The sequence below is a fragment of the Tabrizicola sp. genome (assembly GCF_030373185.1).
Taxonomy (GTDB): domain Bacteria; phylum Pseudomonadota; class Alphaproteobacteria; order Rhodobacterales; family Rhodobacteraceae; genus Tabrizicola.
Genome location: NZ_JAUCZH010000004.1, coordinates 23,905 through 37,141, shown reverse-complemented (window position 1 = coordinate 37,141; position 13,237 = coordinate 23,905). Strand labels below are relative to the sequence as shown.

Here is a 13,237-nt window from a genome sequence, read left to right as displayed (position 1 = left end):
TTGCAAATCTTTTCGAAAAGATTTGCGGCTGGCCGCGCCGTCAGCGCAAGAGATGGACGGGTTCGCAGTTGCAAAAGACGATGAACTGGCCAGCATTTTCCACAACCCGGAATCCGCGGCGGTGAACTTCATGCAAGAAACGTTCACGTCCGATCAGGCGTTCCACATCTGCAACCTTGCGGCGAACCGTCCCGCCTTCGGCGGCGCATCGGGCGGAAAACAAATGGGTCAGCCAGCGCTCGGGCGAGATCGTCGCGGGCAAGTCCTTCATGGCGCACCTCCGTTGCGGCAACTCTGCCGTAACTAGGTTAAACGGCCGCTAATCCGTCTCGCGCCGATGTGCGTCAAGTGTGCGCGTGGCCTTTTCGGCGCGGGCTTTCTCGGCCTCGCGTTCAGCCTTGGTCCGGCCGGATTTCGCTGCGTTGGCGTCGGCTTGGATGCGGGCGGCCTTGCGGGCCGCCTGCTTTTTCGCCGCCCGAAGGTTGATGACCTCGGCCATCAGCCTTTCGGGCCGATCATGTCTTCGGGCCGCACCACGCGGTCGAATGTCTCGCCATCGACATAACCAAGCGCGATTGCTTCTTCGCGCAGGGTGGTGCCGTTCTTGTGGGCGGTCTTGGCAACCTTGGTCGCAGCATCATAGCCGATGGTCGGCGCCAGTGCCGTGACAAGCATCAGCGATTCTTTCATCAGCTTGTCGATCCGCGCCACGTTGGCCTGCGTGCCGACGACCATGTTGTCGGTGAACGACCCGGCGGCGTCACCGAGAAGCTGCATGGATTGCAGGACGTTATAGGACATCATCGGGTTGTAGACGTTCAACTCGAAATGGCCTTGGCTGCCGGCAAAGCCGACTGCCGCGTCATTGCCCATGACCTGCGCGCAGACCATTGTCAGCGCTTCGGCCTGGGTCGGGTTGACCTTGCCGGGCATGATTGAGGAGCCGGGCTCGTTTTCCGGCAGGATCAACTCGCCAAGACCCGAACGCGGACCGCTTCCCAAAAGGCGCAGGTCGTTGGCGATCTTGAAAAGGGCGGCGGCGACGGTCTTCAGCGCGCCCGAGAACATGACCATGGCATCATGCGCGGCCAGGGCTTCGAACTTGTTCGGCGCGGTGACGAAGGGCAGGCCGGTGATCTTGGCAATTTCCGCCGCGACGCGGGTGTCCCAGCCGACGCGGGTATTCAGCCCGGTGCCGACGGCCGTCCCGCCTTGCGCCAGTTCGTAGATGTCTGGCAGGCACATCTTCACGCGGGCGATGCCCTTGTCGACTTGGGTGGCGTAGCCCGAAAACTCCTGCCCCAAGGTAAGGGGGGTGGCGTCTTGTGTATGGGTGCGGCCGATCTTGATGATGTCCTTGAACTCATCCGACTTGGCCCAGAGCGCCTTTGACAGCTTTTCAAGCCCCGGGATCAGCACATCGCGCGCCATCATGCCGATGGCGACATGCATCGCGGTCGGGAAGGTGTCGTTCGACGATTGGCCCATGTTCACATGGTCGTTCGGATGGACTGGCTTTTTCGACCCCATCACGCCGCCCAGCATTTCAATCGCCCGATTCGAGATCACCTCGTTGGCGTTCATGTTCGACTGGGTGCCGGAACCTGTCTGCCAGACGACCAGCGGAAAGTTGTCATCGAAATTGCCGTCGATCACCTCGGTCGCCGCTGCTGAAATTGCCTGGCCCAGCTCCTCCGATATGTCGCCCTGGGCGATATTGACCAGCGCGCAGGCCTTCTTGATCACGCCGAGCGCGCGGATGATCGCGACGGGCTGGCGTTCCCAGCCGATCGGGAAGTTGATGATGGAACGCTGGGTCTGGGCGCCCCAATACTTGTGGCTGGGAACCTCCAGCGGGCCAAAGCTGTCGGTCTCGGTTCTGGTTTCGGGGCGGGTCGCGGTCATCCATGCCTCCTTCAGGATATTGCCTGCCCCATAGCGCTGCGGGGCGGCAAAATCAATTGGCATACCGTCGCATACCGAACTGATCCGTCAAACCTTGTAGAAGCGATAGACCCGGGCCGGCGGGAGATTCAGCCAGATCTTCTTGCCCGGCTCTACCATAAGCCCAAGGTTTTCAATACTTTCGGGCGGTAGCGGCGGCGATGGGCCATAGGTGAACTGGATAAGGGGCGCACCGGGGGCAAGGATGCGAAAAGCCGCGCTGACAATTGCTTCACGCACTGACGCGGGCATCGACAGTAGCGGCAGGCCCGAAACCACCGCCCCGACACCGGGAGCCACCACCTCATCCGCGCGATCCGCGCCAAGGTGATGTACGGCAACACCGGGAAACTGCTGGTGCAGGTGGCGGACGAAATCATTGTCCAACTCGAACAGGTCAAGCAGGCGGGCGGGAACGCCCGCGTCCAGAATGGCACGGGTAAGGCGGCCGGTGCCGGGACCAAATTCGACCACGCGCCCGGTCCGGGGGCCAAGCCCGTCCGCCATTGCCCGGGCCAGATAGCGCGACGACGGGGCAAGCGCCGAAACCTGCTTGGGGTTTTGCAGCAGCCTGCGGCGGAATAGCGCCAGATCTCCGTTCACCCGTCAGCCCTTGCGGAACTGGTCAAGGGAGACGACCTGAGCATCCTGACGGACCGGCTCTTCTTCGGCCACTTCGATGTCAACTTCTTCTTCGTCATCGTCATCTTCCCCGGACTGGGTTTCAAACCGCAGGCCGAATTCCACAGACGGATCCACGAAGGTGCGAACCGCATCGAATGGGATGAGCATCGGTTCGGGGTTGTTGCCGAAGTTGAGGGTAACGGTGAAGTGGTCGTCAGTCACAGTCAGGTTTTCAAACCAGTGCTGGATGACCACGGTCATTTCGGTCGGATAGCGTTCGCGCAGCCAGTCGGCCAGTTCGACGCCGGGGTAAGTCGTGTCGAAGGTGATGAAAAAGTGGTGCGTGCCGGGCAGGCCATCGCGTGCCACGTCAGCCAAAACAGACTGGATGAGACCGCGCATGGCGCGATGCATGAGGGTTCCGTAATCGATGGAGCGCGCCATCCAGTTACCTTTCCTGAGAGACCCCACCATAGGAGGGATTCGGGGGGCAAGGGAAGGGGTGGCGGGTGGGAAAGTCGCAGACAGGCCCTGGCGCCAATCAGGCAAGCGCTGACAGCGCCGATGCCAGGACGGAAATTGCCAGAACCCGAAAGAGTGACCAGCGCCACCAAAGAAGCGCCACGGTGGCACCAAGCGCAATTGCCGTCGGCAGCGGCCGCAGGCTTGCCGGGTCAGGCAAGAGCAGATGCAAGGGGCCAAGGGTCAGATCCGGCACGCTGGCGAACAGGACATTCAGTGCAAACCAGAGCGACAGGTTCGCGATCACCCCGACGACCGCAGCCGTTATCGCGGCCAAAGCGCCGGATATGCGGGGCATATGGGTCAATCTGTCGATGAATGGCGCGCCGGCGAAAATGAACAAAAAGGATGGAATGAAGGTCATCCAGACTGCAATAAAAGCTCCAAAAAGGCCATATGACCAGCCACCCGCTTGATTTGCAGCCATAAAGCCTACAAACTCGTTGACCAGAATAAGCGGCCCGGGCGTGGTTTCGGCCAGGCCAAGACCGTCCATCATCTGCGGCAGCGTCAGCCAGCCCTTGTCGTCGACCACCTCTTGAGCCATCCAGGCCAACACCGCGTAGGCTCCGCCGAAGGTCAGGATCGCCAGCTTGGAGAAGAAGATCCCGATCTCGGCCAACCGCCCCGGCAGAAGCAGGATCAGTGCGCCCAGCGGCACAAGCCAGATCGCCAGCCAGACAGCAGCGGCGCTCATTGAACGGGCAAGGGCGGCAGGCGGCGTGGGGGCGGTGGGATCGTGCGCGGTTGCGCTGGTGCGCAGAAAGCCCCAGACGGCAGCCGTCAGGATTACCAGCGGAAACGGAAGCTTGAACAGGAACAGCGCCGCGAAGGCGGCCACGGCGATCAGATAGGCCTCACGCGATTTCAACGCCCGGTTCGAGACGCGGACCAGTGCTTCCATCACGATGGCGATCACGGCCGCCTGCACCCCGGTGAACAAGGCGGCAACCAGAGGCACATCGCCAATTGCCGCATAGATCAGGCTAAGGACCAAAACTATGGCCGCGCCGGGCAGCACGAAAAGCCCACCCGCGATCAGCCCGCCCTTCACGCCATGCAGCCGCCAGCCGATCCAGGTGGCAAGCTGCATCGCCTCCGGCCCGGGAAGCAGCATGCAAAACGAAAGGGCGCGCAGATAGTCTGCCTCGCTCAACCAGCGTTTTTCATCCAGCACCACCCGGTGCATCAGGGCAATCTGCGCCGCTGGGCCGCCAAAGGACAGAAGGCCGATGCGGGCAAAGGCATGTGTCAACTCGGAAAGGGTCGGGGTCATGCTTTGCGTACCTCGGGCCAATCATGGCCTTCTTCATGCCCGTCGCGGGCCCACCGATAGAGCGCGTCGTAAAGCGCGATGCCAGCGGACAGCTGGGTCAGATCATCGTGACACATCCGTGACAGCCCGACCGAAAGCGCCAGCAGACCCGCCGCCTGCGGGGCAAGGTCGTGCCGGTCGGTGTCGGCAGCGCGGATCACATTGGCCATGCGGTCCAGCGCATCGGTGTGCAGGCCGAAGTCATCCAGCAGCGCGTCAAAAGTGCATTGGTCACCCCGGTCGCTGAAGGCTACGCCTTCGATGTCGAAGGGAATGGCGCCGAATCGGTCGGCAACCTCGGCCACTTCAGTTGGGGCGACGAACAGAAAGCGGGCCGAGGGGGAGATGAAACGACGGATCAGCCAGGGGCAAGCGATCCGGTCGATCTTGGGGCGGTGTCGGGTGACCCAAGGGGCGCCGGGGGCGGGAAGGGTGGCAATGGCGGTATGGGCCACCCGCCGCGTGGTTGGGATAACGCGGGGCAGGGCGGCAAGGTCATCATCGCTGCGGACGTAGATGATCAGTGGCGCATCGGGGATGCCGATCCGGCGCATTGCTTGTGCGGGGGTGATCTGGCCGAAACCGGGCATGGTGTGCATCCTTGGCAAGTGGACAGGGATGCGACGCTTGGGCCGGAGCCTCACGGGGTGGACGCAGACCCCATGGTGAAGGGCTATTGTGCGCGCGCGCTCCGGTCAAGTGGATTAGCCGATGGGATCAGCCAACTCGCGCAGAAGTTTGAGTCGCAGCGTTTCGGCATAGTCCTGCAAGCCCCGAGCGGTCATCACAAACCCCCCGTGGGTAATGACCCAGCGGCGGTAGTAGCTGGTTATCGGGATGCCCGGACCGGGTTCCTCGATGGCTATGGCATTGATCGCAATGCCGGCCGCCACGGCTTCGGACCTGGCCCGTGCATCCGTGAAGCCGGCGTTTTCCTGTCCGTCACCCGAGATGTCGATCACGCGCCGGCGGCAATCCGGCACTGCATCGAACTGGGCTGCGGCAAAGCGCAGGCCTTCGCCGACGGCAGTGTCCGATCCCTTGAAGGCCCGCGGCATCGAGCCGGCTCTGGTGGCAAAGAGCGCCACGGCCTCGGCCGAAAGCATGCGCTGCCAGGACAGGGACAGGGCTTGCTGAGTGCTGCCTGACCATTGCACCACGGCAACCGCGACCTGGCCGCGAACCAGTGCCTCGATGACTTCTGGATCGGACAGGGCCTCTGACAGACCTTCGACCTGCAATCGGTAGTCGCCGCTGTCGATGGAGCCGGAAACATCGATTGCCAGCACAAGCGCAGTTTCACAGGCCATTGCTGGCCATGCGGTCAGACAAGCAATGCCAAACGCGCGGAGCATCGCTTGACGATGCGGCGGGACGGCGGGTCTGGCAAGAGAATTGGGGAAGGTGCAGGTTTCTGTTGCCAGGTACCTGCGAACCCCGCCCTACGCGGCTAAGCGCAGGGACTTAGGTTTGATATTGCGAGCCGCTTACGCGGCCAGCGCCATCGGAGCACGGTTGTCATTGGCAACTGTGATCTTGGACCGATAACGGTGGTACCTCACCGAGCGAAAGCTGGCCTCTTTGGTCGTTCGTCGATCCTATTTCGGCCCCACACGCCCGCAATGAACGGGAAAGTCTGGTGGAGCCGCCGGGTACCGCCCCCGGGTCCGAGCCGATTATTACAGGTGCGTTTATCGCCATAGTCGAAGTTGCCCCCGACAGGGGCAATATAGGGGTGGGCAGCGGGGCGCGCAAGGGCGGGGCTTCAATGGCGCCCGGGGATGATCTGCTGCCGACATCGGGGGGTGCGAGCCAACGCACATGCCAGATGCCGCGCATGTCCAACGCGGTTCGACAAAAAAGAACGGGGCGCCCGGAAAGACATCCGGGCGCCCCATCTTGTCATGTCAGAGATCAGAAGCCCGACTTGATCAGTTCGAACTCTTCCAACATGCGGTCACGCAACTCGGTCGCGATCGGGGTCTGGAACAGGATCGTGGTGTCGATCGGGTTCACATCGGCGGCGACAAGGTCAGCTTCGGGAATCGTGGCCATAGCGGCCGCGTTGGAGTGCGAATATCCGAAGTCCGCAAGCACAACGCCGGCCGCTTCCGGGCGCAGCCACGAGTTGATGAAGTCATATGCCTTGTCTTCCGAACCCGGCGCGTTCTTGAAGTTCACATAGCCGCAGAACCATGCCGAAGCGCCTTCTGCCGCCTGACGCTGAAAGCCGATCGGCATACCTTCGCTGCGCATGATCGTGACAGCGTCGTTCCACGACCACGCAACCTGAACCTCACCGGTTGCCATCAGTTGCGACAGTTCCGAAGGGTCGGACCAATAGGCGCGCACGTTCGGATGCGCCTCGCGCAGCCATGCAGCGGCGGCGGCGAACTGTTCGTCGGTCGTCGTGGTCCAGTCGGTCACGCCGGTTGCGAGCAATGCCAGCGCCCAGACATCATCAGTGTTGTCGGGCAGCGAGATGCGGCCCGCGTATTTCGGATCCTTGAACACGTTCAGGCTGGCGACATCCTCGGCAGGGACGGATTCGGTGTTGTAGGCGATCGCCGTGTAGGCGCCGTCGGTCGGGATGTACCAGACGCCTGCGTCGTCCTTGAACACCGGAGACGCCAGCATGCCCGCACTGATATTTGCGAACTCGGGAATACGCGACACATCCCACGGCTCGATCAGATCAGCTTCGCGATACTTGCTGACCATCTGCGAGCATGGGTGGGCGACATCTGCCTTGAAGCCGGACGAAACCTTCTGGAACGCTTCGTCATCGTCGCCGAAGAAGGCGTAGGTGGGCGTGGTGCCATGCTTGGCGGCGTAGTCGGCGATCAGGCCTTCGTTTTCCCAGCCGGCCCAGTCGAACACGGTGAATTCCGTGTCGGCTGCATGGGCGGCGAAGGTCAAGGCCAACACCGAAGCGGCGCCGGTCAGGGCAATAGATGTGCGGATCATGGAAGCTCCTTTGTGTTGCGGCGGCCCTTGATCAACCAACCGCGATACGTCGGTCCTAGTCGGGTCGCGGACCCGAAGCCCGCGACGCTGCCGATAAAATTGGGCGGCATGGTGGAAAAGGACAAGAGAAATTTGCAGGTTTGGGCGAGAAGTTTGATCAAAAATGGTCAAGTGCCGCAACGTCAGGCAAATGCCTCTGCCGGGACGGGGTGGTTTGATGGCTTTCCTGAGCGATTGCCACGCCGCGAGATCGGCCGCCGCAGCAGTTGACCATGCCGGACAGCCGGTCCATCCATGGCACAAAGGAGTCTTCCATGCAGCTTGACCTGAAATTTGTCCGGACCCAGTTCCCGGCCTTTTCGTCGCCCGTTCTGTCGTCACATGCCTTCTTCGAGAATGCCGGTGGCAGCTACCCTTGCATTCAGGTGGTAGACCGGCTGACCCGCTTCTACCGCGACCGCAAGGTCCAGCCCTATGGCCCCTATCCGGGGGCTCAGGCCGGCGGCGCCGAGATGGACGAGGCACGCGACCGGTTGTCGGCGATGATGGGTGTGGTCCCGGACGAGGTGTCATTCGGACCCTCGACCAGCGCAAACACTTATGTGCTGGCGCAAGCCGTGCGGAAATGGCTGGCAGGCTCGGGCGGCGCGGTGGTGGTGACCGATCAGGACCACGAGGCGAACTCGGGGGTCTGGCGCAGGCTGGCCGAGGAGGGGATCGAAGTCCGCGAATGGCAGGTCGACCGCGAGACGGGGGCGCTGGAACTGTCATCGCTGGCCGCACTATTGGCGGATGGGCGGGTGAAGCTGATCTGCTTTCCGCATTGTTCCAACGTGATCGCCGAGATCAACGATGTGGCGGCAATCTGTGCGATGGCAAAGGACGCGGGTGCGCGGACAGTGGTGGACGGAGTCAGCTACGCGCCGCACGGTTTCCCGGACATTCCTGCGCTGGGCTGTGACGTGTATCTTTTTTCGGCCTACAAAACCTATGGGCCGCATCAGGGGATCATGGTGATCCGCGAGGCATTCGGGTTTGACTTGCCAGGGCAGGGCCACTTCTTCAACCACGGCACCCTTTACAAGCGGCATACTCCGGCCGGGCCAGACCACGCCCAGATCGCCGCCTGTGCGGGGATGGCCGATTATATCGATGCCTTGGCAGCACATCACGGGATCGCCGGTGACCCGGCCGCGAGGAACCGGGGTGTCCATGACCTGATGCGGGCGCAGGAGGTGGCGGTGATCCAGCCGCTTCTGGATTACCTGTCGGCGCGCAATGATCTGCGGCTGCTTGGCCCGCGCGAGGCGGAACGGCGTGCGCCGACAGTGGCGGTGGAACTGGACCGGGCGGCCGAACCGGTATCCGAGGATCTTGGCCGCAACGGGATTGCCTGTTGGGCAGGAGATTTCTACGCCGTTCGGCCTCTGACCGCGCTGGGGATCGACCTGGAAAAGGGCGTGTTGCGGATGAGCGCTGTCCATTACACCAGTGCCGATGAGGTGGCGCAGCTGATCGAGGCGCTGGACCGGGTGCTTTGACGTCAAGCAGGGTCGAGCGCGTTCCGCGCAAGGCTTCCGTCTTGCCTTCTGCGCGCCAAGGGGCGCGCAACCGGCTGCGGCTGATGGGGGCATTCTGCCCCCAAACCCCCTGAGAATATTTGGAAAAAGAGCAATGACGAGTGATCCGCCCTTGATTGGCGGACGTAGTGTCTAGGACTGGGGAAGGCTGGGGCATGGGTGACAGACCGTTGATCCTTTGGGTCCGCCGCGATTTGCGGCTGGGCGATAACCCTGTGCTGTCCGAAGCGGTGGCCTCGGGGCGCGCGCTGGTGCCTGTCTTTGTCCTTGACCCGGAAACCGAAGCGCTGGGGGCGGCGGCGAAATGGCGGCTGGGGCTTGCGGTGGCGGAATTTGCCCGCGCGCTGGAGGGGATCGGGCTGCGGCTGGTTCTGCGAAGGGGTGCGGCGTTGGCGGTGCTGGAGGCTCTGGCGGTCGAGACCGGGGCCGCTGGGGTCTGGTGGTCAAGGCTCTATGATCCTGCGAGTGTGGCGCGAGATACCGCGGTGAAGGCAGCCTTGAAGGCCGTCGGCGTCGAGGCGCGGAGCTTTGCCGGTCATCTGATGCATGAGCCTTGGGAAGTTCAGACCGGGCAGGGTGGGTTCTACAGGGTCTTCACTCCCTATTGGCGCAGCGTGCGGGACCGGGGCGTCGCGGCACCCGAGGCGGCTCCGCTGCGGGCGGTGGGGCCTGTGGTATGGCCTGTCAGCGAGCGGCTGGAGGACTGGCGCCTTGGGGCGGCGATGAACCGGGGAGCCGCGGTGGTGGCCCGGCATCAGGCCGTGGGCGAGGCTGCGGCTCGGGCGAAACTGGCAGCGTTTCTGGCCGGGCCGGTGGATGACTATGCTTCGGCGCGCGATCTTCCTGGGGTGGATGGCACGTCGCGCCTGTCGGAGAACCTGACCTATGGCGAGATCGGCATCCGCGAGGTCTGGCATGCGGGGTTGCAGGCGCGGGAGGCCGGGCGGGCGGGGGCGGAAGCATTCCTGCGGGAACTGGCCTGGCGCGAGTTTGCCTATCATCTGATGCATCACACGCCACAGATCACCTATGCCAACTGGAAACCGGATTGGGACGCCTTTCCATGGCGCGGCGACAATCCGGACGCGGAACGCTGGCGGCAAGGGATGACAGGCGAGCCCTTTGTCGATGCCGCGATGCGCGAGATGTATGTTACCGGCACGATGCACAACCGGGCGCGGATGATCGCAGGCAGCTATCTGACGAAGCATCTCCTGACCGACTGGCGCGTGGGGCAGGCCTGGTTTGCCGAATGCCTGACCGACTGGGATCCGGCGGCCAATGCGATGGGCTGGCAATGGGTTGCGGGATCGGGGCCAGACGCCTCGCCTTTCTTTCGGGTCTTCAATCCTGCCGGTCAGGCCGAGAAGTTTGACGCCCGGGGCGATTACCGCCGCCGTTTCATTGCCGAGCTGTCCCGGTCGCCTGGGCCGGAGGCGCTTGCCTTCTTTGACGCGGTACCGCGGGCCTGGGGTCTTGACCCGGCGCGACCCTACCCGGCACCGGTGGTTGATCTGGCCGAAGGGCGCGCCGGAGCCCTCGCAGCATACAGTTCACGAAATGCTTGAGGATAGCGTCCGGTTTGGAGAAACTATGCTTGACGAGAAGAACCCTTGGGGAGGGGCGATGGACGTTCTGACGACAGTAAAGGGCCAGGCCAGCCTGCCGCGCTATTTCGCCAAGGCCTTTGATGTGGCCCGGCGACTGGGCGAAGGACGTCTGGACTTTGTCCTGCCCGATGGCCGCCGGTTCCGGATCGACGGGGCTGCGCCGGGGCTGGCCGCCGAAATCGAGGTGCATAACCCTGACCTTTTTGCCCGGCTGATCCGCGAGGGCGATCTTGGCTTTTGCGACGCCTATCTGGATGGCTGGTGGTCTACTCCGGACCTGCAAGCCTTTCTGGACCTGATCCAGCGCCCGGCCAACAACCCGCTTGGCGACAGCTATCCGGGGTTGGGACTGGTCCGCGCCTATGAGCGGATGCGCTTTTGGCTGCAATCGAACTCCAAGTCGCAGGCGAAGAAGAACATTTCCTATCACTACGACCTGGGAAATGACTTCTACCAGTTGTGGCTGGATGAGACGATGACCTATTCCTCGGCACTCTTTGAAAGCGGTCAGGAAAGTCTGGAAGCGGCGCAGCGGCGCAAATATGCCAGCATGGTAGACCAGATGAACGCCCAGCCGGGGGATCACGTGCTTGAAATCGGCTGCGGCTGGGGCGGCTTTGCCGAATATGCCGCCAAGGAACGCGGTCTGAAGGTGACTGGCCTGACCATCAGCCAGGCTCAGTATGATTTCGCGGTGGATCGCATCGCCAAGGCTGGGCTGTCGGATCGCGTTTCGATCAAGTTGCAGGATTACCGCGACGAACGTGGCGTCTATGACGGCATTGCCAGCATCGAGATGTTCGAGGCCGTAGGCGAACGTTACTGGCCGACCTATTTCAACACCTTGCGCGACAGGCTTAACCCTGGCTGCCACGCTACCTTGCAGATCATCACTGTGGCTGAAGACCGCTGGCCAGTCTATCGGCGGGGTGTTGATTTCATTCAGAAATACATCTTTCCGGGCGGCATGTTGCCAGCGCCATCAGTGCTGCGCGCAGAGGTGGAGCGGGCAGGGCTGCGCGTCAAGGGCTCGATCGAGTTCGGGCAAAGCTACAGCCTGACCCTTCGGCGCTGGCACGAGAGTTTCACCGAGCGTTGGGGCGAAGTGAAGAAACTTGGATTTGATGACCGGTTCAAGCGGATGTGGGATTTTTACCTCGCCTCTTGCGCGGGCGCGTTTCAGGGAGGAAACTGTGACGTGACGCAGATCACGGTGACGCGTCCGACCTGAGGACTTCTTGATGGCAACCACAATGCCGACCGGCGCCAAGGCCATGGCCGCAATCACCTTTGCCGTTCTGGCTTGGCTGACCGCCAATGCCTATGTTCCAAACATGCCCGAAGCGCAGTCCGTGGGCAATTTCCGTGAGTTCACGGCGCTTCTTGGTGGGTTGGTCGGCTGGAAGGTGATGGGAAATTCGGTCGGCAAAGGCTATGTGGAGGCGGTCGGTTCCGGCTGGAAGACGGTGGTGGTGCTGGTTTTCTTCTGGCTTTTGTTTTTCGCGATCTACGAGATGCTGCAACAATCGGTGCGGATGCGGTATGACGGTCCGTTCGAGGCGATCATCGATGTATTCAAGCGGATGATGCAGCGGTCTGTCGGGCTGTGGTCCGGCCCGGTGATCGGCGTGATGGTCATCGGCGGGGCCATCGCGGGAATTCTGACCGAGAATGCGAATCGTCGCTGGCGTTGAGGTGGTGAAACTTCGGGCGATCGGCGACCCGGCCTTGTTGCGTGCGGTCCTTGGACCTGTTGAAGCACCGGGGCGGCTTGGATTTTATGCGTCGGTCATGGGGATTGTTCCTGTCACGGTCGACGGCCTTGCCGTTTATGATCTAGGGCCTGCCGACGCCGAGAATGTTGCACTTGCCGAACTGGTAATGACGGCAATGGGCCAGGTTGCGCCAGAGGTGGTGCGTCAGCGGCTGGGTTCGCTTCGCGTTGCGGCGGCAAGCCGGTTGCGCGGGGCTGAAGCCGCAGCACGGGGCCTGCGGGTCGCCAGCGGTGAGGTTTCAGTCACCAGCCTGCGTCAGACCCATGCCGGGTTTTTCGGTCTGGAGGTCGTGGAACTCTGCCACCGCCGGTTTGACGGAACGATGAGCGAACAGATCACGCGTGAAGTGTTTGTCTCGGGGGATGCCGTAACGGTGTTGCCCTATGATCCGGTGCGCGACCGGGTGCTGTTGATCGAACAGATGCGGACTGGCCCGCTCGGCCGCGGTGATCCGCTGCCTTGGCAGCTGGAGGCGGTTGCCGGCCGGATCGACCCCGGCGAAAGCCCCGAAGATTGCGCCAGACGCGAAGCGGTGGAGGAGGCGGGGCTGGTGCTTGGCCAACTGCTGAAGGTGGGGGAATACTACCCCAGTCCCGGCGCAATGACGGAATACATCTATTCCTATGTCGGGTTGTGCGACCTGCCGGATGGCGTGGCAGGTGTCTTCGGCGAGGTCGAGGAAGCCGAAGATATCCGCGGCCATCTGCTTTCGTTCACGGCCTTCATGACGGCGGTCGAGTGCGGCGAGATCGCCAATGCGCCGCTTTTGCTAACCGCGCTCTGGTTGCAGCGTGAGCGGGGGCGACTGCGCTGATTCAGCGTTTGTGACTGGCCCCGGAGGGTTTCACACCCTGCGGGCCTTCCGTGGAGTATTTGTCAAAAGAGCAGGCGCAAGTTTCG

General features: G+C 62.6%; 14 protein-coding genes and 1 other RNA gene. 5 read left to right on the top strand and 10 right to left on the bottom strand.

Going from position 1 to position 13,237, the window contains the following annotated elements; genetic code table 11:
* Window positions 1–40 precede the first annotated feature (40 nt).
* The 10 genes from QUV21_RS08415 to QUV21_RS08370 all read right to left on the bottom strand — a co-directional run bounded on the left by QUV21_RS08415 (window position 41) and on the right by QUV21_RS08370 (window position 7,372).
* Window positions 41–271 carry an N-(5'-phosphoribosyl)anthranilate isomerase gene (locus tag QUV21_RS08415; protein ID WP_300854209.1) on the bottom strand — a complete coding sequence of 77 codons (231 nt, stop codon included), beginning with the start codon at window positions 269–271 and terminating at the stop codon, window positions 41–43.
* Between the two features lie 48 nt (window positions 272–319).
* The gene (locus QUV21_RS08410; RefSeq protein ID WP_300854208.1) at window positions 320–499 is read right to left on the bottom strand and encodes a DUF4169 family protein; all 180 of its coding nucleotides are present in this window, start codon (window positions 497–499) and stop codon (window positions 320–322) included.
* The gene (fumC, locus tag QUV21_RS08405; RefSeq protein WP_300854207.1) at window positions 499–1,905 is read right to left on the bottom strand and encodes a class II fumarate hydratase; all 1,407 of its coding nucleotides are present in this window, start codon (window positions 1,903–1,905) and stop codon (window positions 499–501) included. The genes QUV21_RS08410 and fumC overlap by 1 nt, the downstream gene beginning before the upstream one ends.
* An 87-nt stretch (window positions 1,906–1,992) precedes the next feature.
* Window positions 1,993–2,547, bottom strand: coding sequence for a methyltransferase type 12 (locus tag QUV21_RS08400; RefSeq protein WP_300854206.1), 555 nt, complete (start codon window positions 2,545–2,547; stop codon window positions 1,993–1,995).
* A gap of 3 nt (window positions 2,548–2,550) precedes the next feature.
* Complete coding sequence (locus QUV21_RS08395) at window positions 2,551–3,012, bottom strand: ClpXP protease specificity-enhancing factor SspB (RefSeq protein WP_300854205.1); 462 nt, start codon at window positions 3,010–3,012, stop codon at window positions 2,551–2,553.
* 97 nt (window positions 3,013–3,109) lie between these two features.
* Window positions 3,110–4,366, bottom strand: a complete 1,257-nt coding sequence (chrA, locus tag QUV21_RS08390) for a chromate efflux transporter (RefSeq protein WP_300854204.1) — start codon at window positions 4,364–4,366, stop codon at window positions 3,110–3,112.
* On the bottom strand, window positions 4,363–4,995 hold the full coding sequence (locus QUV21_RS08385; protein ID WP_300854203.1) for a chromate resistance protein ChrB domain-containing protein: 633 nt from the start codon (window positions 4,993–4,995) through the stop codon (window positions 4,363–4,365). Before QUV21_RS08385 ends, chrA begins: the two co-directional genes overlap by 4 nt.
* Window positions 4,996–5,109: 114 nt before the next feature.
* Window positions 5,110–5,760, bottom strand: coding sequence for a DUF1194 domain-containing protein (locus tag QUV21_RS08380; protein ID WP_300854202.1), 651 nt, complete (start codon window positions 5,758–5,760; stop codon window positions 5,110–5,112).
* A gap of 48 nt (window positions 5,761–5,808) precedes the next feature.
* Window positions 5,809–6,164, bottom strand: a transfer-messenger RNA (tmRNA) gene (gene ssrA / locus QUV21_RS08375).
* A 155-nt stretch (window positions 6,165–6,319) separates the two neighbouring features.
* A complete protein-coding gene (locus tag QUV21_RS08370) occupies window positions 6,320–7,372 on the bottom strand; it encodes an extracellular solute-binding protein (RefSeq protein WP_300854201.1) in 1,053 nt (350 codons plus the stop codon).
* Between the two features lie 314 nt (window positions 7,373–7,686).
* Here QUV21_RS08370 and QUV21_RS08365 point away from each other — a divergent pair, with 314 nt between their 5' ends.
* From QUV21_RS08365 to QUV21_RS08345, 5 genes are all read left to right on the top strand, one after another.
* Complete coding sequence (locus QUV21_RS08365; protein ID WP_300854200.1) at window positions 7,687–8,913, top strand: aminotransferase class V-fold PLP-dependent enzyme; 1,227 nt, start codon at window positions 7,687–7,689, stop codon at window positions 8,911–8,913.
* A 194-nt stretch (window positions 8,914–9,107) separates the two neighbouring features.
* Complete coding sequence (locus tag QUV21_RS08360) at window positions 9,108–10,520, top strand: deoxyribodipyrimidine photo-lyase (protein WP_300854199.1); 1,413 nt, start codon at window positions 9,108–9,110, stop codon at window positions 10,518–10,520.
* A 58-nt stretch (window positions 10,521–10,578) separates the two neighbouring features.
* Entirely contained in the window at window positions 10,579–11,793 is a 1,215-nt protein-coding gene (locus QUV21_RS08355) for a cyclopropane-fatty-acyl-phospholipid synthase family protein (RefSeq protein ID WP_300854882.1), read from the top strand.
* Between the two features lie 10 nt (window positions 11,794–11,803).
* Window positions 11,804–12,256 carry a TrgA family protein gene (locus QUV21_RS08350; protein WP_300854197.1) on the top strand — a complete coding sequence of 151 codons (453 nt, stop codon included), beginning with the start codon at window positions 11,804–11,806 and terminating at the stop codon, window positions 12,254–12,256.
* Window positions 12,234–13,151 (top strand): NUDIX domain-containing protein, encoded by a 918-nt coding sequence (locus QUV21_RS08345; RefSeq protein WP_300854196.1) that lies wholly within the window; start codon window positions 12,234–12,236, stop codon window positions 13,149–13,151. Before QUV21_RS08350 ends, QUV21_RS08345 begins: the two co-directional genes overlap by 23 nt.
* The last annotated feature ends 86 nt before the right edge of the window (window positions 13,152–13,237 follow it).

What these genes read in the sequence shown, in the direction of transcription:
- QUV21_RS08350 (WP_300854197.1), top strand. Translation starts at nt 11,804, where the DNA reads ATGGCAACCACAATGCCGACCGGCGCCAAGGCCATGGCCGCAATCACC.
- QUV21_RS08370 (WP_300854201.1), bottom strand. Translation starts at nt 7,372, where the DNA reads ATGATCCGCACATCTATTGCCCTGACCGGCGCCGCTTCGGTGTTGGCC.
- QUV21_RS08385 (WP_300854203.1), bottom strand. Translation starts at nt 4,995, where the DNA reads ATGCCCGGTTTCGGCCAGATCACCCCCGCACAAGCAATGCGCCGGATC.
- chrA (WP_300854204.1), bottom strand. Translation starts at nt 4,366, where the DNA reads ATGACCCCGACCCTTTCCGAGTTGACACATGCCTTTGCCCGCATCGGC.
- QUV21_RS08410 (WP_300854208.1), bottom strand. Translation starts at nt 499, where the DNA reads ATGGCCGAGGTCATCAACCTTCGGGCGGCGAAAAAGCAGGCGGCCCGC.
- QUV21_RS08365 (WP_300854200.1), top strand. Translation starts at nt 7,687, where the DNA reads ATGCAGCTTGACCTGAAATTTGTCCGGACCCAGTTCCCGGCCTTTTCG.
- fumC (WP_300854207.1), bottom strand. Translation starts at nt 1,905, where the DNA reads ATGACCGCGACCCGCCCCGAAACCAGAACCGAGACCGACAGCTTTGGC.
- QUV21_RS08380 (WP_300854202.1), bottom strand. Translation starts at nt 5,760, where the DNA reads ATGCTCCGCGCGTTTGGCATTGCTTGTCTGACCGCATGGCCAGCAATG.
- QUV21_RS08355 (WP_300854882.1), top strand. Translation starts at nt 10,579, where the DNA reads ATGGACGTTCTGACGACAGTAAAGGGCCAGGCCAGCCTGCCGCGCTAT.
- QUV21_RS08360 (WP_300854199.1), top strand. Translation starts at nt 9,108, where the DNA reads ATGGGTGACAGACCGTTGATCCTTTGGGTCCGCCGCGATTTGCGGCTG.
- QUV21_RS08415 (WP_300854209.1), bottom strand. Translation starts at nt 271, where the DNA reads ATGAAGGACTTGCCCGCGACGATCTCGCCCGAGCGCTGGCTGACCCAT.
- QUV21_RS08345 (WP_300854196.1), top strand. Translation starts at nt 12,234, where the DNA reads ATGCGAATCGTCGCTGGCGTTGAGGTGGTGAAACTTCGGGCGATCGGC.
- QUV21_RS08395 (WP_300854205.1), bottom strand. Translation starts at nt 3,012, where the DNA reads ATGGCGCGCTCCATCGATTACGGAACCCTCATGCATCGCGCCATGCGC.